The sequence below is a fragment of the Methylobacterium organophilum genome (assembly GCF_022533465.1).
GTDB lineage: Bacteria > Pseudomonadota > Alphaproteobacteria > Rhizobiales > Beijerinckiaceae > Methylobacterium > Methylobacterium organophilum.
The window spans coordinates 2,845,248-2,866,420 of sequence record NZ_CP092848.1 but is presented as its reverse complement, the minus strand read 5'-3'; the positions used below and the strand labels follow the sequence as shown (position 1 = coordinate 2,866,420).

20 protein-coding genes are annotated in these 21,173 nt (G+C 69.4%); 9 read left to right on the top strand and 11 right to left on the bottom strand.

Annotated features, from left to right (window positions below; genetic code table 11):
* Positions 1-33 precede the first annotated feature (33 nt).
* Positions 34-639 carry an exopolysaccharide biosynthesis protein gene (locus tag MMB17_RS13290; protein WP_238312135.1) on the bottom strand — a complete coding sequence of 202 codons (606 nt, stop codon included), beginning with the start codon at positions 637-639 and terminating at the stop codon, positions 34-36.
* A 386-nt stretch (positions 640-1,025) separates the two neighbouring features.
* Here MMB17_RS13290 and bcsS point away from each other — a divergent pair, with 386 nt between their 5' ends.
* Complete coding sequence (bcsS, locus tag MMB17_RS13285) at positions 1,026-1,721, top strand: cellulose biosynthesis protein BcsS (RefSeq protein WP_241099073.1); 696 nt, start codon at positions 1,026-1,028, stop codon at positions 1,719-1,721.
* 8 nt (positions 1,722-1,729) lie between these two features.
* Here bcsS and MMB17_RS13280 read toward each other — a convergent pair whose 3' ends face one another.
* Positions 1,730-3,259 carry a cryptochrome/photolyase family protein gene (locus tag MMB17_RS13280; protein WP_241099072.1) on the bottom strand — a complete coding sequence of 510 codons (1,530 nt, stop codon included), beginning with the start codon at positions 3,257-3,259 and terminating at the stop codon, positions 1,730-1,732.
* Positions 3,260-3,441: 182 nt separating this feature from the next.
* Between MMB17_RS13280 and MMB17_RS13275 the strand changes: the two genes are divergently transcribed.
* The gene (locus MMB17_RS13275) at positions 3,442-4,305 is read left to right on the top strand and encodes a formyltransferase family protein (RefSeq protein ID WP_241099071.1); all 864 of its coding nucleotides are present in this window, start codon (positions 3,442-3,444) and stop codon (positions 4,303-4,305) included.
* Between the two features lie 12 nt (positions 4,306-4,317).
* On the top strand, positions 4,318-4,473 hold the full coding sequence (locus MMB17_RS13270; RefSeq protein ID WP_238312344.1) for a DUF2256 domain-containing protein: 156 nt from the start codon (positions 4,318-4,320) through the stop codon (positions 4,471-4,473).
* 3 nt (positions 4,474-4,476) lie between these two features.
* Here the strand turns inward: MMB17_RS13270 and MMB17_RS13265 are convergent, their stop codons facing one another.
* From MMB17_RS13265 to MMB17_RS13250, 4 genes are read right to left on the bottom strand one after another with little or no spacing between them, the layout of a single operon-like run.
* Positions 4,477-5,076, bottom strand: coding sequence for a nucleotidyltransferase family protein (locus MMB17_RS13265; protein ID WP_241099070.1), 600 nt, complete (start codon positions 5,074-5,076; stop codon positions 4,477-4,479).
* Complete coding sequence (locus tag MMB17_RS13260; RefSeq protein WP_241099069.1) at positions 5,073-6,092, bottom strand: molybdopterin-binding protein; 1,020 nt, start codon at positions 6,090-6,092, stop codon at positions 5,073-5,075. Before MMB17_RS13260 ends, MMB17_RS13265 begins: the two co-directional genes overlap by 4 nt.
* Positions 6,089-6,787, bottom strand: a complete 699-nt coding sequence (locus MMB17_RS13255) for an XdhC family protein (protein WP_241099068.1) — start codon at positions 6,785-6,787, stop codon at positions 6,089-6,091. The genes MMB17_RS13260 and MMB17_RS13255 overlap by 4 nt, the downstream gene beginning before the upstream one ends.
* Before the next feature lie 5 nt (positions 6,788-6,792).
* Positions 6,793-7,116: an XdhC family protein gene (locus MMB17_RS13250; RefSeq protein WP_238312147.1), complete on the bottom strand. Its 324-nt coding sequence runs from the start codon at positions 7,114-7,116 to the stop codon at positions 6,793-6,795.
* A 187-nt stretch (positions 7,117-7,303) separates the two neighbouring features.
* On the opposite strand from MMB17_RS13250, the gene MMB17_RS13245 reads away from it, so the two are divergent.
* Positions 7,304-8,431: a branched-chain amino acid ABC transporter substrate-binding protein gene (locus tag MMB17_RS13245; protein WP_241099067.1), complete on the top strand. Its 1,128-nt coding sequence runs from the start codon at positions 7,304-7,306 to the stop codon at positions 8,429-8,431.
* A 247-nt stretch (positions 8,432-8,678) separates the two neighbouring features.
* Positions 8,679-8,957: a translation initiation factor IF-1 gene (gene infA / locus MMB17_RS13240; RefSeq protein ID WP_238312149.1), complete on the top strand. Its 279-nt coding sequence runs from the start codon at positions 8,679-8,681 to the stop codon at positions 8,955-8,957.
* A gap of 51 nt (positions 8,958-9,008) precedes the next feature.
* Here the strand turns inward: infA and parC are convergent, their stop codons facing one another.
* On the bottom strand, positions 9,009-11,255 hold the full coding sequence (parC, locus tag MMB17_RS13235; RefSeq protein WP_241099066.1) for a DNA topoisomerase IV subunit A: 2,247 nt from the start codon (positions 11,253-11,255) through the stop codon (positions 9,009-9,011).
* Between the two features lie 48 nt (positions 11,256-11,303).
* The gene (recO, locus tag MMB17_RS13230; protein ID WP_241099065.1) at positions 11,304-12,047 is read right to left on the bottom strand and encodes a DNA repair protein RecO; all 744 of its coding nucleotides are present in this window, start codon (positions 12,045-12,047) and stop codon (positions 11,304-11,306) included.
* Between the two features lie 146 nt (positions 12,048-12,193).
* Here recO and MMB17_RS13225 point away from each other — a divergent pair, with 146 nt between their 5' ends.
* From MMB17_RS13225 to MMB17_RS13210, 4 genes are all read left to right on the top strand, one after another.
* Positions 12,194-12,613 carry a hypothetical protein gene (locus tag MMB17_RS13225; RefSeq protein ID WP_241099064.1) on the top strand — a complete coding sequence of 140 codons (420 nt, stop codon included), beginning with the start codon at positions 12,194-12,196 and terminating at the stop codon, positions 12,611-12,613.
* Positions 12,614-12,657: 44 nt separating this feature from the next.
* Positions 12,658-13,371 carry a gamma-glutamylcyclotransferase gene (locus MMB17_RS13220; protein WP_241099063.1) on the top strand — a complete coding sequence of 238 codons (714 nt, stop codon included), beginning with the start codon at positions 12,658-12,660 and terminating at the stop codon, positions 13,369-13,371.
* A gap of 172 nt (positions 13,372-13,543) precedes the next feature.
* The gene (gene oxlT / locus MMB17_RS13215; RefSeq protein ID WP_238312158.1) at positions 13,544-14,839 is read left to right on the top strand and encodes an oxalate/formate MFS antiporter; all 1,296 of its coding nucleotides are present in this window, start codon (positions 13,544-13,546) and stop codon (positions 14,837-14,839) included.
* Positions 14,840-14,946: 107 nt separating this feature from the next.
* Positions 14,947-15,138, top strand: coding sequence for a hypothetical protein (locus tag MMB17_RS13210; protein WP_238312160.1), 192 nt, complete (start codon positions 14,947-14,949; stop codon positions 15,136-15,138).
* A 27-nt stretch (positions 15,139-15,165) separates the two neighbouring features.
* Here the strand turns inward: MMB17_RS13210 and dnaE are convergent, their stop codons facing one another.
* From dnaE to MMB17_RS13195, 3 genes are all read right to left on the bottom strand, one after another.
* A complete protein-coding gene (dnaE, locus tag MMB17_RS13205; protein ID WP_241099062.1) occupies positions 15,166-18,687 on the bottom strand; it encodes a DNA polymerase III subunit alpha in 3,522 nt (1,173 codons plus the stop codon).
* A 435-nt stretch (positions 18,688-19,122) separates the two neighbouring features.
* Positions 19,123-19,833 (bottom strand): ABC transporter ATP-binding protein, encoded by a 711-nt coding sequence (locus tag MMB17_RS13200; RefSeq protein ID WP_238312164.1) that lies wholly within the window; start codon positions 19,831-19,833, stop codon positions 19,123-19,125.
* Positions 19,834-19,854: 21 nt separating this feature from the next.
* Complete coding sequence (locus MMB17_RS13195; RefSeq protein WP_238312166.1) at positions 19,855-21,171, bottom strand: lipoprotein-releasing ABC transporter permease subunit; 1,317 nt, start codon at positions 21,169-21,171, stop codon at positions 19,855-19,857.
* Positions 21,172-21,173: the final 2 nt, after the last annotated feature.

Here is a 21,173-nt window from a genome sequence, read left to right as displayed (position 1 = left end):
CCGGCTTCCTCCGGCCCGGTCAGCCGGCGCCGTTCAGTGGATCAGCGCGGCGAGCCCCGGCACGAAGCCCGAGAGCCACGTCAGCGCGCTCATGACGCTCGCGAACAGCGTGTAGACGAAGCCGACGGAGATGCCGACACCGACCGCGCCGATGGCGAGGCCGCCCATGACTACGAAGCCGTCGCGCTCCACCAGCCCGAGGCCGATCAGCGAGACCGCGAGCCCGAGGGGGATCTGCCCGAAGAAGGGCGGCGCCACGATCAGCGCCAGGGCCAGCGCCAGCAGCAGCACGCCCATGCCGCGCATGCCGACCGCGCTGTCGAACAGGCTGAGGCGCGGGCGCGACCAGCGCTCCAGGCGGCGCAGGATCGGCACGGCGCGGGTCACCGCCCGCTCGACATTCTCCCGGGCGATCGACTGGCCCAGGATGCTGCGCGGCAGCCAGGGCGCCGACATGCCGGCCACGATCTGAACCGCGATCATCAGCAGCAGCAGGCCGCAGACCAGCGGGATCGGCGGCGGCATCGGCAGGCAATTGGGCAGGCCGAGCAGCACCACGAGCAGCGCGAAGGCGCGATCGCGGAGCACGGCGATGATGTCGCCGACGGTCAGGCGGTCGCTCTCCTGGCTCGCGAGCACAGTGAGGACGTCGGAAGTGCGCGCGCCGGAGGACAAAAGGCGGATGCCGTCTCTTTTCTCGTTCGGCGGCGGCTCTAGCCGATGCCGCCGCTTCCGCCAAGCGCGCCAACGCACCTGTGACGTGTCGCGATGCCCGGCGCGTCAACGTTTGCCGCCTCGCGATTCGACAGCGCTGAAGTTCAGGTCAGTGACGAGATCTGATCTGAGGTCCCCCGGTTTGTGGGTATACACAGGGAGAATCGAGTAATCGTGGACATGATTGCTAGAAGATTGATAGTATTATTCGAGTTTAATTCATCGGCTTAAACCATCCCAGGTTGCATATAGTGCTTTAGCGCGACGGCAGGCGGATGCCCGATTTGGCAAAAAATCTTTTTCCGAGGATTTTGCCCGTCATCCACACGCTCTGCCTGATGATGTCGCCGGCGATCGTCCGTGCGGAACAGGATCCCGTCCACACGATCCTGTTCGGAAGCCTCGATGCGGGGCGATCCTCTTTCACGAGCGCCGGGGCCAAGGTCGGGCTCGCGGGCCATGATCGCGAGGGAATCGCCGTCCTCGTCAGCATAGGCGGCGGGGTGCGCCGCGAGCGTAGCTCAGGCCCGGCCTCTCCGGTTTTCCTGCGCGCGACGATGCTCGGCTCTGCCCTGGCCGGTTATCAGATGGTGCGCCCCTGGGGCGTCGCCGCTTTGTTTGCCGGCCCCGAGGTCTCGGCGGAGGCGCTCGCCGGAATCGACGCGTTCCAGATGCTCAAGCCGCGTGTCGGCCTGCGCCTGCACGGCGAAGTCTGGGCGCGGCCGAGCGACGACACCCTGGTGACGCTGACGCTGATCCTCGGTTCGGCCCGCTCCGATGCCTATGGCCGGGCCTCGTTCGGGTACCGGATCTGGGGCGCCTATCTCGGGCCGGAAGCCGCCCTCTATGCCGACCGGACCGGCTACCTCAAATGGAGCGTCGGCGTTCACGCCACGGACTTCGCCCTCGGCGCCGTCAGCTTCCGCGTTTCGGCCGGACTCCAGGGCGAGACCGGCGAGGACGATCCCTGCGGCTATCTCACGCTGGCCGCCTGGACGCCGCTCTGACAGCGCCGTCACGTCTCCAGCGCGTCGAGGAAGCGCGCCGCATCGGCCACGATCGCGGCCCGCCGCTCCTCGCCCATGGCGCGCAAAGTCCGGTACGGCATCGCCATGCGCGGATTGCTACACAATCTCTGTTCGTGCGTGATAAGAAAATTCCAGTACAGATAATTAAATGGGCAGGCCTCCGAGCCCGTCTTCGCTTTCACGTCGTACCGGCATTGCGCTCCGCAATAATCGGACATCCGGTCGATATAGGCCCCCGAAGCCGCGTAGGGCTTGGAGCCGAGCAGGCCGCCATCGGCCCAGAGCACCATCCCGTGCACGTTGGGCAGCTCGACCCATTCATAGGCGTCGGCGTAGACGACGAGGTACCATTCCTCGACCTGGGCCGGTTCGATCCCCGCGAGCAGGGCGAAATTGCCCAGAACCATCAGCCGCTGGATGTGGTGGGCATAGGCATGGTCCCGGGTCTGGGCGATGCATTGCCGGAGGCAGTTCATCCCCGTCTCGCCCGACCAGTAGAACCAGGGCAGGTCACGCCGGGCCGCGAGCGCGTTGCTCTCGGCATAGGCCGGCATCCGCGCCCAGTAGAGACCCCGCACATATTCCCGCCAGCCCAGGATCTGTCGGACAAAGCCCTCCACCGCATTGAGGGGGATGCCGCCCTCGCGATAGGCGCGCTCGGCCGCCCGGCAGACCTCCTCCGCCGTGAGCAGCCCCGCGTTCAAGGCCGGGGCGATCAGCGCGTGGTAGAGGAAGGGGGCATCCGCCTTCATCGCGTCCTGGTAGTCGCCGAAACGCGGCAGGCCCTCGCGGAGGAAATGCGCGAGGCTCCTCAGCGCCTCGGCACGGGTCACCGGCCAGGCGAAGGCGTCGAGGCTGCCGAAATGGTCGCCGAATTCCCGCGCGACCAGCGCCATGGCCTCGCGGGTGATCGCGTCGGGTGGGAAGCCGATCCGCTCCGGCGGGACATGGCCCCTGGGCAGCCGCTTGCGGTTCTCGGCGTCGAAGTTCCACTGGCCGCCTTCGGGTCCGTCCTCCGTCATCAGGATCCCGGTCCGCTTGCGCATGAAGCGGTAGAAGGTCTCCATCCGCAGCGTAGTGCGGTCGCCGGCCCAGGCCTCGAAGGTCTCCCGCGAGCACAGGAAGCGGTTGTCCGCCCGGATCTCGACCGGGACGGACAGCTCCTCGCGCCAGGCCTGCATCATCTCCCAGACACGCCACTCCCCCGGCTCCGTGACGACGACGCGCTCCGGATCGTGCCGGGCAATCGCCCGCTCCAGCTCCTCCGTGAAGGACCCGGTATTGCCCTCCGCATCGAGCCGCACGTAGTCGACCCTGACGCCTTCGGCTTCCAGCTCCGCCGCGAAATGGCGCATGGCCGAGAACAGGAAGGCGATCTTCTGCTTGTGGTGGCGGACATAGGTCGCCTCGGCGCGGACCTCGACGAGAAGGACCACATCCGCCTCGGGATCGAGATCGGTAAGCGAGGCGACCCGGCGATGCAGCTGGTCGCCGAGGATGAACCGCAGCACGCCCATGGCCGCTCAGGCCCTGCCGCTCGAGAGACCGACGCGCTGCATGGGGATCCCCCGTTCCACGGCCTTCCCGTACCGCCCAAATCGACTAGCTATCGCTCCGATGCGGGCCTGGGATCCGGCAGCCGCGCGTCATGCCCTGCGCCGAAGGTCGCAGGGCCGCTCACGGATGGTCTGGACGGCCCATGAAATTCGCCTTCGCCGGCATCGATTTCCTCGGCAGCGTGTTCGACGGGCTGGTCGAGGCGGGCTGGAGCCCGCTCAAGCTGTTCACCCGCCCCTGCGACGGGATCTACGACCACAACGACGTCATCGTGGCGCAGGCGCGCCGGCACCGCATCCCGATCCAGCTCTCGCGGGTGCTGCCCGCCGATCTCGACGCCCTCAACCGGGAGCACGGCCGGGACTGGGCGCTGGTGGTGGCGGGCTATCCCTGGCTGGTGAAGGGCTGGCACGGCAAGGCCCGCTTCGCCCTCAACTTCCATCCCTCGCCCTTGCCCATCGGGCGCGGCCCCTACCCGCTCTTCCACGCCGTGCTCGATTCCTACGAGAGCTGGGGCGTCACCGCCCACACGCTCTCGGAGAATTTCGACACCGGCGACATCCTGGCCCAGGACATCTTCCCCGTCTCGCCGCTGGAGAGCCACGAGACGCTGCTCGCCAAATGCAGGATGGCCGGGCGCCGCCTCGCCGTGGGGCCGATCGCCAGGAGCCTGCCGGATCTCTGGCGCCGGGCCGAGCCGCAGGGCGACGGCTCCTACTGGCCGCGGGTGAACGATGCCGACCGCACGCTCGACTTCCGCAAGGAGGTGGCGGAGGTGCTGCGCAAGGTGCGCGCCTTCGGCACGATCGAGACCATCGCGCGGCTCGGCGAATCCCGCGTCTACGTTGCCGCCGCCGAGGGCTGGACCGAGGCGCACCGGCTGATCCCGGGCTCGGTGGTGCACCGGCATCGCCGCCACGTCGTCGTCGCGGCGCAGGACGGCTTCGTCCAGCTCACCCGCTGGAGCCCCGTGCCCCTGGCCGAGGCCGGCCAGATCGGGCGCTGAGAGGAGGCGCCCCTGCCCCCGATGCGCCGCAAGGGCGACCTCCCGCAGAAGATCTGCGCCACCTGCGGCCGGCCCTTCGCGTGGCGCAAGAAGTGGGAGCGGGTCTGGGAGGAGGTGCGCTACTGCTCCGAGCGCTGCCGCAACGCGGCACGCCGCGAGAAGACGTGACGGCTACCCGCGCGGCAGGGCCTCCGGCGTGTCGACGTCGAAGGCGACGGCCTCGTCCGTGGCGATCTCCAGTACGTCGTCCCGCGCCGCCAGGATCGCCCCTGCGCCGCGATCCCCCTGCAGAGCCGCGAGATCGCCTCCCAGGCGGTCGAGATCGAGCAGGACCGGGTTGCCGCGCCGGCCGCCGCTCACCGGCACGACCGCGCAGGTGCAGCCTTGGGCGAGCCGGTAGGCCGCGATCAACGCGTCGAGATGAGTGGCGGTGATGCGAGGCATGTCGCCGAGCATCACGATCGCGGCCCGGGTGTTCGGCGGCAGGGCGGCGAGACCCGCGCGCAGCGACCCGGACAGGCCCTCGGCATAGGCCGGATTGGGCACGCGATGCAGGTCGAGGCCGTCGAGGCTCGCGCCGACGGCTTCCTCATGGGCGCCGAGCACCGCGATCACGGGCCGGGCACGGGAGGCGAGCGCGGCCTCCGCGGCGTGGCGCACCAGCGGCTTGCCATCGAGCCGGGCCAGGAGCTTCGGCGCGGCGCCGAATCGTGTGCCCCGGCCGGCGGCGAGCAGGACGAGGCCGACCGGTACGTTCCGGTCCCCCCTCATGCCTCCTCCCCAGAGCTCGCGCCGCCCTCGCGCGGCTGAGGCCGCGAGACGATCTCCATGAGCAGCCCGCCGACGCCGAGGCGAACGATGTCCGCCCGGGTCACCGGTAGGTCGGCGAGCAGGCGGTGAAGGATCCAGTCGAAACCGTTCTCGACGGGCGAGCGGGCACAGCCCGGCGCGCCGATCACCGGCATTTCGCGTAGGGCGCCGAGCAGCAGGAGATTGCCCGGATCGACCGGCATGCCGAAATGCGCGACCTGCCCGCCGGCGGCCTCGATTCCGGCAGGGATCACATCGCGCCGGTCGGCGATGGCCGAGGCGCCGAACACCACCACGAGATCGGCCGCGGCCGCCGCCTGACCGAGGGCCTCGGCGACGGCCCGGGCCTCGTGGGGCACCCGGCTCTCCACGACGATCTCCGCCCCTGCCGGTGCCAGCCGGTTGGCCAGCACGCGCAGGGTCTTGTCGATGGTCGCGGGCTTCAGCCCGGAGAGAAGGGTCGAGATCACGGCGACCCGCCGCCGACGGTAGGGCGCGATCCGCAGAGGCGGCGCGGGCACCTGGGTAGCGGCACGGCCGAGGGCAGCGCCGGCCACGGCATAGGGAATGATTTTGACCGTCGCGACCATCTCGCCGGCCACCACCGGCTTGAAGGGGGGAAGCGTCGCGGCGGTGATCGATTCGTCGACGCCGTTCAGCGCGTCGACCGTCTCGGCCTCCACCAGGAAGACGCCCGCATGCTCCGCGAACAGGTTGCAGCGGCCGGTGAAGGGCGGCTCGATCCGCAGGCCGGGACCCGCGAGGCAGTGGGCAAGGCGCTCGGCCGCCGCATCCTCCCCGACATCGCCGGGTTCGAGAATGGCCACCACCACCTCCGCGAGCCCCGCCCGCTCCAGGGCGGCGGCGTTCTCGAGTGTGATGGTCTGACCCTTGCGCACGGCGAAGCCGTCGCCGCGGACGCCGTGCGCCGCGATCAGCCCGGCGCTCTCGCGGACCGGGATGGGACCGAACTTCATGTCGTCGCCTTGATCCGGTCCTTGCGCAGGGTCGCGACGATCTGGGCGAGGATGGAGACGGCGATCTCGGCGGGCGAGACGGCACCGAGATCGAGGCCGATCGGCGCGTGGATACGGGCGATCTGGGCCTCCGAGAATCCCGCCTGGGTCAGGCGCTCGACGCGGCGGCCATGGGTCTTCCGCGAGCCGAGGGCGCCCACATAGAAGCATTCCGCGGCGAGCGCCGCCGTGAGGGCCGGATCGTCGATCTTTGGATCGTGGGTCAGTGCCGCCACGGCCGTGTAGCGGTCGAGCGGCCCGAGAGCTTCCCAAGCCACATCCGGCCATTCCGCGATCAGCCGCACGCCGGGGAAGCGCTCCGGCGTGGCGAAGGCCGTGCGCGGGTCGATCACGGCCACGTCGAGATCGAGGCTCGCCGCCATCGGGCAGAGCGCCTGGCTAATATGCACCGCTCCGATCACCACCAGGCGGATGGGCGGCACCTGCACCGTCAGGAAAAGCGAGCGGCCCTCCGCCTCGACGAGCCCGCTGCGCCCGCTCTGCAGGCGCTCGCGCAGGGTCTCGGCTAGCGGGTCGGAGGCGAGATCGGCCTCGGTGACGAGGCGCTGGCTGCCCTCGCCCGTATCCGTGACCAGGATGGCGGCCCGGCGGGCGGCCCGCTCGGCGTTGAGGCGCTGGAGAAGATCGAGGCGCATGGCGCTCAGTCGATCCGCTCGACATAGACGCGGATCCGGCCGCCGCAGGACAGGCCTGCCCGCCAGGCGGTCTCGTCGGCCACGCCGAATTCGAGGGTGCGCGGGCGCCCGTCCTCGATCGCCTCCATCGCCTCGGTGATGACCTCGCCCTCGACGCAGCCGCCGGAGACCGATCCGAGGAAGCTGCCCTCTCCGTCGATGACGAGGTGACTGCCGACCGGGCGCGGCGCCGAGCCCCAGGTCTCGATGACGGTGGCGAGAGCGACCCTGCGCCCCTCGCGCCGCCAGCCCTCGGCCGTGCGCAGGATGTCGTCCTCGGTGGAGAGCATGTCTGAAACTCCCGGGCGCGGATCGAGAACGCCGCGCTCCGTCATCGATCCGAAGTAAGCCTTCGCGCCCGTTTCGCAATGCGGATCCATCCCCCGGGACGGGCAAGCAAACAGGCTCGCGCGACTGTTCGGGGAAGCGGGGCCGGGCTAGGGTGGCGGCGAGGTCTCACGCAAAAGGCGCGCCGCGATGCCGCTCCGGGTAAAAGCGGCTGCCGCCGCGCCGGCCCTGCTCTCCCTGACGCTGCTCACCGTGCCCGCCGCGGCGCAGGTGCGGATCGGGCTCGCCGCACCGCTGACCGGGCCGGATGCGGGCTTCGGGGGCGGGATGCGCGCCGGCGTCGAGCAGGCGGTCGCGGACATCAACAGGGCCGGCGGCATCGGCGGGCAGAAGATCCAGCTCGTCGTGCAGGACGATGCCGGCGATCCGAAACAGGCGGCGGAGGCGGCGCGCCGGCTCGCGGCGGCGGGGGTGAAGCTCGTCGTCGGGCCGCTTGATTCGGGGGCGACCGCCGCCGCCCTGCCGATCTTCGAGGAGGCGGGCCTGCTCGCCGTGACGCCGGGGGCGACTTGGGCGAGCCTCACCGCCCGCGGTGCAGGCCGCCTGTTCCGCCTGGCCGGCAACGACGCGCAGCAGGGTGCGGTGGCCGGCGCCTGGCTCGCCGAGACCTTCCAGGGGCGGCCGGTCGCGATCCTCAACGACAAGACCAGCTTCGGCCGGGCGCTCGCCGAGGACGCGGCCCGGGCCCTGCGCAGCCGCGGCGGCCGCGAGGCCTTGTTCGAGGGCATCAACCGCGGCGACAAGGATGTCTCTGGCCTGATCGGCCGCCTGCGGGCGGCGGGGGTGGAGGCCGTGTATTTCGGTGGCCTCGCGCCGGAAGCGGCGCTGCTGATTCGCGTTTTGCGCGAGGCCGGGCTGCAAGTGCCCCTCGTCGCCAGCGACGGGATCCTCGACAAGGATTTCGCCCAGCTCGCCGGGCCCGGTGCCGAGGGCACGCTGATGACGCTGGCGCCCGATTCCCCCCGCCTGCCCGAAACGAAAGGCGCGAAAGGGGCCCGCACCCCCGAGGCCGAGATGTTCGCCGCCCCGGCCTATGCCGCGATCGAGGTGATCCGCCAGGGCATCGAGGGCGCCCGCTCGACGGACCCGGCCAAGGTCGCCGCGTTCCTGCATGCCGGCCGGCCGCTGCGCACGGTGGTCGGCGAGCTGGCGTTCGACGGCAAGGGCGACCTCATCCGGCCGCCCTACCGGTTGCATGTCTGGCGCCGGACGGCGGACGGTCGCATCGACTATGCCGGAAACGTCGTCCCGCGATAGCGCCGCACCCGTTCGATGGAGAATCTCGGCGGGAATCCTGGACAATCGACAACTTTCGTTGCGGAGCTCCCGCCAATCAGGTGCCTCTTTCCTTGCGAAAAGGCGGTTGCGGCATTAGATGCACGCACACGCTGGCGTCGCTGCGCCTCCGAATGGATCGGACCCGCACCACCAAGCGTTTCGCACGACGATCTGTAAAAGGATTTGCCGGGGCTGTGTGCGGGCCGCCCGGCCAAGGACACGGTGCATGGCGAAAGAAGAATTGATGCAGTTCGAAGGGCTCGTCATCGAGATCCTTCCCGATGCGCGCTACCGCGTGCAGCTCGACCAGGGTCACGAGATCGTGGCCTACACGGCGGGCAAGATGAAGAAGAACCGCATCAAGACCTTGGCCGGCGACCGCGTCACCGTCGAGATGTCTCCCTACGATCTCGAGAAGGGCCGCCTCGTGTTCCGCCACAAGGACGAGCGCTCCTCCGGCCCGCGTCCGCCCCAGCGCGGCGGCCAGCAGTTCCGCCGCCGCTGAGCCAGCAGGCGATCTCCTCAAGAAAAAAGCCGGGCACGATGCCCGGCTTTTTCATTTTCCGAACCGCTCGAATTTCGGGAAGCTGCGGGTCATCAGCATGCCCGCCTCGGCCCGGTGCCCCATCCACTTCTCCAGAATGCCGGCATGGGCGAGCCGGCCTTCGGGGGAGCCGTCCCGCCAGGGCAGTCCCTCGGCCAGGGTGAAGACATGGGCGTGGACGAGGCTGCTGCCACGGCAGCGCTGCAGGCGCACACCCTTGCCGCGGGAGAGCTCCTGCAGCTCCGAGACCGGGAAGATCAGCAGCAGCTTGTCGGACGAGCAGACCGCGACGTGGTCGCCCTCGGCGGGGACGAGCACGGTGGCGGTCACGCCCTCGTCGACGCCGAGGATGCCCTTGCCCTTGCGGGTATTGGCCACCACCGCATCCGCGGGGGCGACGAAACCGCGTCCGTCCGAACCCGCGATCAGGAGCTTGCCCTCGGGCTGGTAGGGCAGAGCGGCGACGATCTCGGTACCGTCGTCGAGATCGACCATGAGGCGGATCGGATCGCCGAAGCCGCGGCCCCCGGGCAGCTTCGAGGCTTCCAGGGTGAAGACCTTGCCGTTCGAGGCGAGCACCAGGATCTTCGCCGTAGTCTCGCTAAAGAAAGAGACCTTGAGGGCGTCGTCGCCCTTGAAGGCGACGCCGGACAGATCAGCGACATGGCCCTTGAGGGCGCGGATCCAGCCCTTTTCCGAGACGATCACCGTGATCGGCTCGCGCTCGACCATGGCCTGGGTGAAGTCGATGCCGGCGGTGTCCGGCGGGTTCTCGAGGGTGGTGCGGCGGCGGCCGAGGGCGGTCTCCGGGCCGAAGGTCTTCTTCACCGCGCGGATCTGCTTGGTGATGTCGCTCCATTGCAGCTTCTCGGAGCCGAGCAGCGCCTCGAGGCCCTCCTTCTCCTTGGTCAGCGCGTCGAATTCGCGCTTCAGCTCCATCTCTTCCAGCTTGCGCAGGGAGCGCAGCCGGGTGTCGAGGATGGCGTTGGCCTGAACCTCGCTCAGCGCGAAGCGGGCCATGAGGGCGGGCTTGGGCTCATCCTCCTCGCGGATGATGCGGATCACCTCGTCGAGGTCGAGATAGACGATGAGCAGGCCGCCCAGGATCTCGAGGCGCCGCTCGATCTGGCCGAGGCGGAAGCGCGAGCGCCGCTGCAGCACCACCCGGCGGTGGTCGATCCACTCGCGCAGGGCCTCGACGAGCCCGATCACCCGCGGCACGAGCCCGCCGACGAGCACGTTCATGTTGAGCGGGATGCGCGCTTCGAGCTCGGTGAGCCGGAACAGCGATTCCATCAGGATGACGGGATCGACCGAGCGGGAGCGCGGCTCCAGCACGATGCGCACGTCCTCCGCGGATTCGTCGCGCACGTCGGCCAGAAGCGGCAGCTTCTTCTCCTGGAGAAGCTCGGCCATCTTCTCGATGAGCCTGCTCTTCGGCACGCCGTAGGGAATCTCGGTGACGACGATGTTCCAGGTGCCGCGGCCGAGATCCTCCTTGGCCCAGCGGGCGCGCACGCGGAAGGCGCCGCGGCCGGTGCGGTAGGCCTCGGAGATGGTCGCGGCGGAATCGATCAGGATACCGCCGGTGGGAAAGTCCGGCCCCTTCACGAAGGTGAGCAACTGCTCGGAGGTCGCCTCGCGATTCTGGATCAGGTAGAGCGCCGCGTCGCAGAGCTCGGCCGCGTTGTGCGGCGGGATCGAGGTCGCCATGCCGACCGCGATGCCCTGGCTGCCATTGGCGAGCAGGTTCGGGAAGGCGGCCGGCAGCACGACCGGCTCTTCCTTCTCACCGTTATAAGAGGGCCGGAAATCGACCGTGTCCTCGTCGATCCCGTCGAGGAGCAGGCGGGCGACCTCGGTCATCCGCGCCTCGGTGTAGCGGTAGGCCGCCGGGCCGTCGCCGTCGATGTTCCCGAAATTGCCCTGGCCGTCCACGAGCGGGTAGCGCTGGGCGAAATCCTGGCTCAGGCGCACGAGGGCGTCGTAGATCGCCTGGTCGCCGTGGGGATGGAAATCACCCATCACGTCGCCGACGATCTTCGCGCATTTCTTGAAGGTCGCGGTCGGGTCGAGGCGCAGCAGGCGCATGCCGTAGAGGATGCGGCGATGCACCGGCTTCAGGCCGTCGCGCGCGTCGGGCAGCGCACGATGCATGATCGTGGAGAGCGCGTAGGCGAGGTAGCGCTCCTCCAGGGCCGATTTCAGCTCGACGCTCTCGATGCCGTCGCCGGTCGGCGGCTCGAAGGCCTCCCCCATCACTCACTCCAGGTCAACGTCTTTGAAAAACGGAACATAACACGAACATCAAGGCCGCGTCGCGGTGCCGAGTGCGACGAATCGTGCCCGTTCCTCCGGCGGTGGCAGCCCGCGCGGTTCCCAGATGTGCTGAGTGAGGAAATACCCCGTCAAGGTAAACCCCTCGGAAACGTCCTGGGCGTCCGGAGGGCGCCAGCCGCTGCCGGGAACGGAGCGGTCGCGCAGGAAGGGCGGCAGCGACAGCAGGCGGTCGCGATAGGGTTCGCCCGCCGAGGCGCTGACGGCCCGCCCGCTCCGGGGCGAGACGTAGATCAAGGCGTCGTTCTGGCCGGTCGACGCGCAAGCCGCGAGGTCGAGGCCGAAGCCGAGTTCGGCGAGGACCGCGAGCTCGAAGCGCACCATCAGCGCCGGGGCGATGGCGGGGTCGTCGAGATGGCCCACGAGCACGCGCATCGCCTCGTAGAGGGCCGGATGCGGATCGCGCTCCGGCAGGAGCCGCAGCAGGGACGTGGCATGGCCGATGCCGTAGAGGGCGAGGCCCGAGCCCATCAGCCGCGCCGCGACCATGGCGACGGGCTCCACCGCATAGGTGCCCAGCCCCTCGTCGAGCCGGGCCCGCCAAGTGGCGCGCAGGTGGTTGCCGGGTTGGAGCATCGGCTGCATCCGGCGCGAGCGCCCGCCATGGACGAGGCCCGCATGGCGGCCGTGCATGGCGGTCATCAATTCGAGGATGACGCTCGTCTCCCCGTGCCGGCGCACTCCGATCACCAGCCCGTCGTCGGTCCATTGCATGATGCCGGGACGATACGCGTTCCGGGGACCGCGCGCATCCTGCGCAGGGACGAAACCTCGCCGCGCACCGATGCAACCGCGGGTCGCTTCCTCGGCCCCTTCCGCGCGGCTACGCTCATCCGGGCTGAGAAGCGGGGAATCGGGCGATGGACGGGCGGCCTGCGGCGCGGGGCTTCGCGTTGGGAATCGCGCTTGTCGTCTCCGCCTGCACGACGGCCACGGCCCCGCCGGCCCCCTCCCCGATCGTGCCGACGACCTTCCGCGAGCGCGTCGCGGCCCTCGCGCTCAAGCAGGTGAAGTTCGGCGCCGTGTCGCTGCTCCCGGTCCGGTTCGAGCGCAGCCGCATCGCCGGCCCCTTCGAGGACGGGGAGCGCACGCTCTACTGCGTGTCGAGCCGGATGTATGGGCGCGACTTCTTCGAGCCGGAGCGGCCGAAAGTGGTGATCCGCGAGGAGATCGGCACGGAAAAGCTCAGCATCGTCGAGGAGGACGACGAGGTCTGTTCCGGCCATCGCTATCAGCCGTTCCCGGAACTCGACGCTCTCGGCAACCGGCGCGGCGGATAAGCTTCGGGTTGCATTGCGCGGCGGAGTTTGGTCCGCTGCAACCCATGGCTTCGCGCTCGCTCGATCTCAGCCTCGCCCTCATCGCCCGCGCCCACCCCGATCCCGTCGCCGACGACGAGACGGCCCTTCATCTCCTCTCCGACACGGAACTGACGCCGGGGCTCGAGACCATCCTGGCGCATGCGCGCCGCCCGCCGGGCGACCTCTGGGTCTTCGGCTATGGCTCGCTGCTGTGGAGCCCCGAATTCGAGATCGCCGAGCAGAGGGTCGCGACCCTGCGCGGCTGGCACCGCCGGTTCTGCCTGCTGCAGCGGCGCTTCCGCGGAACGCCGGAACGGCCGGGCTTCGTCCTCGCCCTGGAGCGCGGCGGCCTGTGCAAGGGCGTAGCCTTCCGCCTTCCCGGGGACGATCCCCACGCCGTGCTGATGCCGCTCTGGCGGCGGGAGATGAAGGGCAAGGGCTACGAGGCCCGCTGGGTGGAGGTCGCGATCGCGCAGGGGCCGGTCACGGCGCTCACCTTCGTCGTCAACCGCGCGAGCGACCGCTACAGCGGACGCCTTTCGGAAGAGGCCATCGCCGACAAGATCGCCAGCGCCTGCGGCCATCTCGGCCCGAGCGCGGAATACCTGTTCCGGACGGTCGCCGCCTGCGCCGAACTCGGGATTCGCGACCGCCACCTCTGGCGCCTCCAGGCCCTCGTGGCCGCTCGGCTGCGTGACGGTGACACAGCCTCACAGAAAATTGAGATCCGCGCTTAAGCTTCCGTGAAAACAGCGATTTTTCAGAGACTCCCCGCTCGCGACCATGTGCCGCGAACACACCCCGCCAGCGTTTTCGTGCCGGGATCGTCGTCTGGTATATTGAATACCTGACGAAATTTTGCATGCTCGCGGGACGGTCGCAGGACCGAACCAAAACAAGGATTCAGGGATGGAACGCCAGGACGCCCCCTCGGCCAAATGGTGGCAGCTCGCCTTCGGCGTGCTCTGCATGGCCATGATCGCCAACCTGCAATACGGCTGGACTCTGTTCGTCGATCCGATCGACGCGAAGCACCACTGGGGGCGGGCGGCGATCCAGCTGGCCTTCACGCTGTTCGTGGCCACCGAGACTTGGCTGGTGCCGGTCGAGGCCTGGTTCGTGGACCGCTACGGCCCCAAGATCGTGGTCTGCTTCGGTGGCTTCATGATCGCCCTGTCCTGGGTGCTGAACGCCCATGCCGACTCGCTCGCCCTGCTCTACGCGGCGGCCGTGGTCGGCGGCATCGGCGCCGGCTCGGTCTACGGCACCTGCGTCGGCAACGCCCTGAAGTGGTTCCCCCATCGCCGCGGCCTCGCGGCCGGTGCGACGGCGGCGGGCTTCGGCGCCGGCGCGGCCATCACCGTGGTTCCGATCGCCAAGATGATCGAGACCAGCGGCTACCAGGACGCCTTCCTCTATTTCGGCCTCGGCCAGGGCGCCGTGGTGATCGCGCTGTCCTTCCTGCTGCGGAAGCCCTCGACCCTGGTTCCGGTCACCCGCAAGAACCTGCGCCTCCCCCAGACCACCGTCGACCGCACGCCCCGCGAGGCGGTCCGCACGCCGGTATTCTGGGTGATGTACGTGATGTTCGTGATGGTGGCCTCCGGCGGCCTGATGGCGGCGGCGCAGATCGCCCCGATCGCCCACGACTTCAAGGTCGCGGACGTGCCGGTGAGCCTGTTCGGCATGCAGATGGCGGCGCTGACCCTGGCGATCTCGCTGGACCGCATCTTCGACGGGTTCGGCCGCCCGTTCTTCGGCTTCGTGTCCGACAATATCGGCCGCGAGAACACGATGTTCATCGCCTTCAGCATCGCCGCCCTCGCGACGATCATGCTGATCGGCTACGGCCGCACGCCGATCGTCTTCGTGCTCGCCACGGCCTGCTACTTCGCGGTGTTCGGTGAGATCTACTCGCTGTTCCCGGCGACCTGTGGCGACACCTTCGGCTCCAAGTATGCAGCCAGCAACGCCGGCCTGCTCTACACCGCCAAGGGCACCGCGGCCTTCATCGTGCCCTTCGCGAGCATGCTGTCGGCTGCCTATGGCTGGACGGCGGTCTTCGCCCTGGTGATCGGCTTCAACATCACCGCGGCGGCTCTGGCCCTGTTCGTGCTGAAGCCGATGCGCCTGCGCCTTCTGGCCTCCGAGGATGCGCCCACCGCGACGCGTTCCGTCAAGCTCGCCGAGAACGCCTCGGCGTGACGCGACGTGCGGGTGCGCTCCGCCCGCACGCTTTTTCCTCCGACACTTGCGAGCCCGGCGCCCTCGGCGTCGGGCTTGCCTTTCCCGGATACGCCTCGGAGCGATCGATGAATGTCCCCGCGGCGCTTGCCCTGCAGAGCATCCCCTTCGCCGGCCTCGCCTTCCTGCGCAGCCGGAACCCGAGCCGCTTCATCCTGCTCTACGCGGTCATCCTGGGGCTCCTGCTCTCGGCCATCGCGCTGATGGGCGATCCCCGCATTGCAGAGACCTTCGAGCAGAGCATCGAGCAGGCGGAGTAGAGACGCGCGGGTGCCGCGGCCCCGGCCTCAGTTCACCTCGACCTGCACCACGCCCGGCACCGCCCGCAGGGCGCCCGCGAGCTGGGGGCTCGCCTGGTAGCGGTCCTTCAGCTTCACCTCGACCTCGCGCTCGCCGCCGTCGAGGATGAGGATCAGCGACACCTCCCCCTCCCCGCGCATGGTCAGGCGCTGCTGCACCGAGCCCAAGGCCCGGTCGTCGCGCAGGTAGATGCGCATGCCCTTCTGGTGGCGGGCCACCGCCTGGTCGAGGGGCTCCGCGGTCTGGATGCGGGCGCGCACGTCCTCGCCCTCCAGGTTCGCCTGGAGCGTCAGCACGAGCGGGCGGCCGGGCTCCAGGATGTCCCGGTAATGGCCGAGGCCCTCCGAGAAGATGATCGCCTCGAAATGGCCGGTCTGGTCCGAGAGCGTGACGATGCCGAGCTTGTTGCCGCTCTTGGTGCGCCGCTCCGCCCGGTCCAGCACGGAGGCGGCGACCCGGCCGACGCTGGCCGAGCCCGCCCGCACCGCGCGGCAGAAATCCACCCAGCTCTGGACGCGCAGCCGGTCGAGCAGGCCGGCATATTCGTCGAGGGGATGGCCCGAGAGGAAGAAGCCGATGGCCTCGTATTCCTTCTTCAGGGTCTCCGACATCGGCCAGGGCTCGTAGGGCGGCACCCGCAGACCCACCTCCGCGGCGGTGACGCCGCCGAACATGTCGACGATGCCGGTCGTCTCGGCCTCGGCCGCGCCCTGGGCCATCTTCATCATCGGCTCGACGGCGGCATAGGCGCGGGCCCGGTCCGGCTCGATGCAGTCGAGGGCGCCGCCGGCGATCAGGTTCTCGAGCGTCCGCTTGTTGACGTGGCGTGGGTTGAGGCGCCGGGCGAAGCAGGCAAGGTCCTTGAACGGCCGGTCGCCGCGCGCCTCCACGATCGATTCCACCGCCGCCCGGCCGACGCCCTTGATGGCGGCGAGCGCGTAGCGGATGCGCCCCTCGTGCACCGTGAAGACCACGCCCGAGGTGTTGATCGAGGGCGGCTCGACGGTGATCTTCAGCCGCTGCGCGTCCTGGCGGAATTCGGCGATCTTGTCGGTGTTGTCGATGTCCAGCGTCATGGCCGCGGCCAGGAACTCGACCGGGTAGTTCGCCTTCAGATAGGCCGTCTGGTAGGTCACCAGGGCATAGGCCGCCGCGTGCGACTTGTTGAAGCCGTAATCGGCGAACTTGGCGAGCAGGTCGAAGATCTCGTTGGCCTTCGCCTGCGCGATGCCGCTTTCGAGGCAGCCCTTCACGAAGCGGTCGCGCTGAGCGTCCATCTCCGCCTTGATCTTCTTGCCCATGGCGCGGCGGAGCATGTCGGCCTCGCCGAGGGTGTAGCCGGCAAGGACCTTGGCGACCTCCATCACCTGCTCTTGGTAGACGATGATGCCGAAAGTCTCCCGCAGGATCGGCTCCAGCATCGGATGCGGGTACCAGCTCGCCTCGTTGCCGGCATCGCGCCCGAGCTTGCGCTCGCAATAGACCGGGATGTTGGCCATCGGGCCCGGCCGGTAGAGCGCCACCAGGGCGATGATGTCCTCCAACCGGTCGGCCTGCATCTCGCAGAGCGCCTTGCGCATGCCCGCCGATTCCACCTGGAACACCCCGACGGTCTCGCCGCGGCCCATGGGCTCGTAGGTCGTCTTGTCGTCGAGGGGGATCTGCGCGAGATCGACCTCGATGCCGCGCTGCTTGAGCAGATCCGTGCAGCAGCGCAGCATGGTCAGGGTCTTGAGGCCCAAGAAGTCGAACTTCACCAGCCCCGCCTGCTCGACCCATTTCATGTTGAACTGGGTCACCCGCATGCCGGTCTTCGGGTCTCGATAGAGCGGCACCAGCTCCTCGAGGGGCCGATCGCCGATCACCACGCCGGCGGCGTGGGTCGAGGCGTGGCGGTGCAGGCCCTCCAGCTTCTTGGCGATCTCCATGAGGCGGGCGACGATCGGCTCCTCCTCGATCGCCTGCTGCAGCTTGGGCTCGCCCTCGATGGCCTGGACCAGGGTGACCGGGTTGGCCGGGTTCTGCGGCACGAGCTTGGTCAGCTTGTCGACCTGCCCGTAGGGCATCTCCAGCACACGGCCGACGTCGCGCAGCACGCCGCGGGCGAGCAGCGTACCGAAGGTGATGATCTGCGCCACCTGCCGTTCGCCGTAGCGGCGCTGCACGTACTGGATCACCCGCTCGCGGCCCTCGACGCAGAAGTCGATGTCGAAATCCGGCATCGAGATGCGCTCGGGGTTGAGGAAGCGCTCGAACAGCAGGCCGAAGCGGAGCGGATCGAGGTCGGTGATGAGGAGCGACCACGCCACCAGCGAGCCGGCACCCGAGCCGCGGCCCGGCCCGACCGGGATATCGTGCTCCTTGGCCCACTTGATGAAGTCCGAGACGATCAGGAAGTAGCCCGGGAACTTCATCTTGACGATGACGTCGAGCTCGAACTTCAGGCGCGCGCGGTAATCCTCTTCCGAGAAGCCGGGGGCGGTGCCGTGCTGCTTCAGGCGCAGCTCCAGCCCGGCTTCGGCCTGCCGGCACAGCTCGGTCGGCTCGTCGGCGGCCACTTCCTGCGCGACCGCCTCGGTCGCCTCGGCGATCGCTTCCGCCATGGCCGGCGTCTCGCCCGCGGCCACGGCGCCGAAATTCGGCAGGATCGGCTTGCGGGTGCGCACCCGGTAGGCACAGCGCATCGCCACCTCGACCGTGGCGCTCAGGGCGTCCGGCAGGTCGCGGAACAGCTCGACCATCTCGGCGCGGGTCTTGAAGCCGTGCCGGGGTGTCAGCCGGCGGCGGCGCTCGTCGGAGACGAGGCGCCCCTCGGCGATGGCGAGCAGCGCGTCGTGGGCGTCGTAATCGGCCTCCTTCGAGAAGAAGGGTTCGTTGGCGGCCACCATGCCGAGGCCGTGGCGCTGGCCCAGAGCCAGCAATTCGCGCTCGATGCGCGCCTCGCCCTCGGCGCCGTGGCGCTGCAATTCGAGATAGAGATTGTCCTCGCCGAAGGCCTCCTTCAGCCGGTCGAGGCGGCGGGCCACGAGATCGGCCCGGCCGGTGCGGATCGCCTGGTCGAGGGGGCCGGTCGGGCCGCCGGAGAGGGCGATCAGGCCCGCCGAGGCCTCCTTCAGGGCCTGCGCGTCCAGGCAGGGCGGCTCGCCCAGGGGGACGTCGAAATGCGCGCGGCTCGCCAGCCGCAGCAGGTTGCCGTAGCCGATCTCGTCCTGGGCAAGCAGCACGAGGTTGGCGCTGCCGAGCTGGGCGCCGCGCGCCATCGGATCGGGCGCCTCGAACCGCACGGAGAGCTGGATGCCGGGGATCGGCTGGATGCCCTTGCCCGCCGCCTTCTCGGAGAATTCCAGGGCGCCGAACAGGTTGTTGGTGTCGGTGAGCGCGAGCGCCGGCTGCCGGTCGCCATAGGCCGCCCCGATCAGGTCGCCGACCTTCAGGGCACCTTCGAGGAGCGAATAGGACGAGTGGACGTGGAGGTGGACGAAACCGACCTCCTTCAGCAACCGCGTCATGACCGACCTTCGTTGGAGGCGGGCAGGATCGGGAGAGTCGGCTCAAGAGTCGACTGCGAGCCGGCTCACGAGACGCGATATCCACCGGCCGTGCCCCCGCGGCATCATCGCCCAGGGGCGGAGGCACCCGCGGCGGGGCCTTTCCGCGATCTCCTGTGAACAACCCGTTTCCGGCGGAACACGGGCGGACCCTTCAACGCGGCCTTCACCGGATCGGCGACAGAGCTACGGCCCAGAGCACGACGGCGCTCGACAGGAGCCCGAAAGCGGTGAACTCGACCATGCCGGTGAGGATGATGCGCCTGACCATGTTCGCCTCCCGTTCTGTGTACGGGAGAAGTCTTGTTCCTGTTTTGTTCTGTGTAAAGCCTGTGCAGGACGCGTTCGGAAACTGGGGTTAACGTGCGGTAAATCAGGCCCCGATCGACAGGCGCCTCACACCACCTGCTCGATCAGTCCGTCCCGGATCGTGACACGGCGGTCCATGCGGGCGGCGAGGTCGAGGTTATGGGTGGCGATCAGCGCGGCGAGCCCCGAGGCCCGCACCAGCGCCATCAGGACGTTGAAGACGTGGTCCGCCGTGTGCGGGTCGAGATTGCCGGTGGGCTCGTCCGCCAGCAGCAGGCGCGGGCCATTGGCCACGGCGCGGGCGATGGCGACGCGCTGCTGCTCGCCGCCGGACAGCTCGGCCGGACGGTGCGGAAGCCGGGCGCCGAGGCCGAGGAAGCTCAGAAGCTCGGTGGCGCGCTTCTTCGCCTCTGCCCGGGAGAGGCCGCGGATGAGCTGGGGCATCACCACGTTCTCCAGGGCGGAGAATTCCGGCAGCAGGTGATGGAACTGGTAGACGAAGCCCATCTCCTCGCGCCGGATGCGCGTGCGCTCCACATCCGACATCGCCGCGGTCGGCCGGCCGCCGATATAGACCTCGCCACCGTCCGGGCGCTCGAGCAGGCCGGCGAGGTGCAGCAGGGTCGACTTGCCCGCGCCCGAGGGTGCGACCAGCGCCACCAGCTCGCCGGGCCAGATCGCGAGATCGGCCCCGCGCAGGATCTCGAGGGCGCCCTCCGCCTGGGCGTAGCGCCGCTCGACGCGGGCGAAGAACAGAGCCGGCACCGGCTGGCCGCCGGCTGCCTCCTTGCTGGACATGTGAGGAAACAGCTCCCGGGATCAGCCGTAGCGCAGGGCCTGCACCGGATCGAGCCGGGCGGCGCGCCAGGAGGGATAGAGGGTCGCCACCAGCGAGAGGGCGATGGAGGTGAGCACCACCGCCGTGATCTCGTTGGCGTTCATCTCCGCCGGGATCTCGGCGAGGAAGCGCACGGTCGGATCCCAGGCGGAGGGGAAGAGGATCCGCTGGATCGGCTTGATGTTGAGGGTGAACACGATCCCGAGCGCGAGCCCGCACAGGGTGCCGACGATGCCGATCAGGGCGCCGTTGAGCAGGAAGACCCGCATGATCGTGCCCGGCGTCGCCCCCATGGTGCGCAGGATCGCGATGTCGCTCGACTTGTCGCGCACGAGCAGGATCAGGCCGGAGATGATGTTGAGGGTCGCCACCACCACGATCAGGCTGAGGATGAGGAACATCACGTTCCGCTCCACCTCCAGCGCGCCGAAGAAGGTGCGGTTGCGCTGGCGCCAATCGGTGAGCACCACCGGGCGCTCCGCGGCCATCTCCAGGTCGCCGCGCAGCTCGGCCACCCCGTCGGGATTGTCGATATAGACCTCGATCAGGCTGACATCGCCGTCGCGGTTGAAGAAGGCCTGCGACTCCGTCAGCGGCATGAACACGAAGGTCTGGTCGAACTCGGTCATGCCGATCTCGAACACCGCCTTGACCGTGTAGGTCTTGGTGCGGGGCGCCACGCCGAAGGGCGTGCTGGCGCCCTTCGGCGTCGAGAGGGTGATCTGGTCGCCGGCCTGGAGGCCGAGCGTCTCGGCGAGCCGGCGGCCGATGGCGACGCCGGTGCCGTCGTCGAAGCCGGCGAGCGAGCCGCCTTTGATATTGGAGGAGATCGCCGCGATCTTGTCGAGGTCCTTGGCGCGTACGCCGCGCACCAGCACGCCGGAGCCGCCATAGGGCGAGGAGGCGAAGGCCTGCCCCTCCACGAGAGGGATCGCCGCGCGCACGCCGGCCACCTTCTCCAGGCGGTCGGAGAGGTCGGCATAGTCGGTGAACAGGCGATCGACCGGGGCGACGAAGATGTGGCCGTTCAGCCCGACGATCTTCGACAGCAATTCCGTGCGGAAGCCGTTCATCACCGAGAGCACGATGATGAGCGTGGCGACGCCGAGGGCGATGCCGAGCACCGAGAACAGGGCCACCACGGAGACGCCGCCGCCCCGCCGCCGCGCCCGGAGGTAGCGCCCGGCGATGATCCACTCGAAGGGCGCGAAGGGCGCGGTGCCGCCGCCGCCGAAGCGCGCGGCGAGGCTGCCGGCGAATGCCCGTGCCTTGATCCCGAGACCGGCCGCGCCCGCCATCG

What these genes read in the sequence shown, in the direction of transcription:
- MMB17_RS13200 (WP_238312164.1), bottom strand. Translation starts at nt 19,833, where the DNA reads ATGTCCAGCAAGGAGGCAGCCGGCGGCCAGCCGGTGCCGGCTCTGTTC.
- MMB17_RS13225 (WP_241099064.1), top strand. Translation starts at nt 12,194, where the DNA reads ATGGACGGGCGGCCTGCGGCGCGGGGCTTCGCGTTGGGAATCGCGCTT.
- MMB17_RS13255 (WP_241099068.1), bottom strand. Translation starts at nt 6,787, where the DNA reads ATGCGCCTCGATCTTCTCCAGCGCCTCAACGCCGAGCGGGCCGCCCGC.
- MMB17_RS13265 (WP_241099070.1), bottom strand. Translation starts at nt 5,076, where the DNA reads ATGAGGGGGGACCGGAACGTACCGGTCGGCCTCGTCCTGCTCGCCGCC.
- MMB17_RS13220 (WP_241099063.1), top strand. Translation starts at nt 12,658, where the DNA reads ATGGCTTCGCGCTCGCTCGATCTCAGCCTCGCCCTCATCGCCCGCGCC.
- MMB17_RS13245 (WP_241099067.1), top strand. Translation starts at nt 7,304, where the DNA reads ATGCCGCTCCGGGTAAAAGCGGCTGCCGCCGCGCCGGCCCTGCTCTCC.
- dnaE (WP_241099062.1), bottom strand. Translation starts at nt 18,687, where the DNA reads ATGACGCGGTTGCTGAAGGAGGTCGGTTTCGTCCACCTCCACGTCCAC.
- infA (WP_238312149.1), top strand. Translation starts at nt 8,679, where the DNA reads ATGGCGAAAGAAGAATTGATGCAGTTCGAAGGGCTCGTCATCGAGATC.
- MMB17_RS13210 (WP_238312160.1), top strand. Translation starts at nt 14,947, where the DNA reads ATGAATGTCCCCGCGGCGCTTGCCCTGCAGAGCATCCCCTTCGCCGGC.
- parC (WP_241099066.1), bottom strand. Translation starts at nt 11,255, where the DNA reads ATGGGGGAGGCCTTCGAGCCGCCGACCGGCGACGGCATCGAGAGCGTC.
- MMB17_RS13250 (WP_238312147.1), bottom strand. Translation starts at nt 7,116, where the DNA reads ATGCTCTCCACCGAGGACGACATCCTGCGCACGGCCGAGGGCTGGCGG.
- MMB17_RS13275 (WP_241099071.1), top strand. Translation starts at nt 3,442, where the DNA reads ATGAAATTCGCCTTCGCCGGCATCGATTTCCTCGGCAGCGTGTTCGAC.
- MMB17_RS13260 (WP_241099069.1), bottom strand. Translation starts at nt 6,092, where the DNA reads ATGAAGTTCGGTCCCATCCCGGTCCGCGAGAGCGCCGGGCTGATCGCG.
- oxlT (WP_238312158.1), top strand. Translation starts at nt 13,544, where the DNA reads ATGGAACGCCAGGACGCCCCCTCGGCCAAATGGTGGCAGCTCGCCTTC.
- MMB17_RS13280 (WP_241099072.1), bottom strand. Translation starts at nt 3,259, where the DNA reads ATGGGCGTGCTGCGGTTCATCCTCGGCGACCAGCTGCATCGCCGGGTC.
- MMB17_RS13195 (WP_238312166.1), bottom strand. Translation starts at nt 21,171, where the DNA reads ATGGCGGGCGCGGCCGGTCTCGGGATCAAGGCACGGGCATTCGCCGGC.
- recO (WP_241099065.1), bottom strand. Translation starts at nt 12,047, where the DNA reads ATGCAATGGACCGACGACGGGCTGGTGATCGGAGTGCGCCGGCACGGG.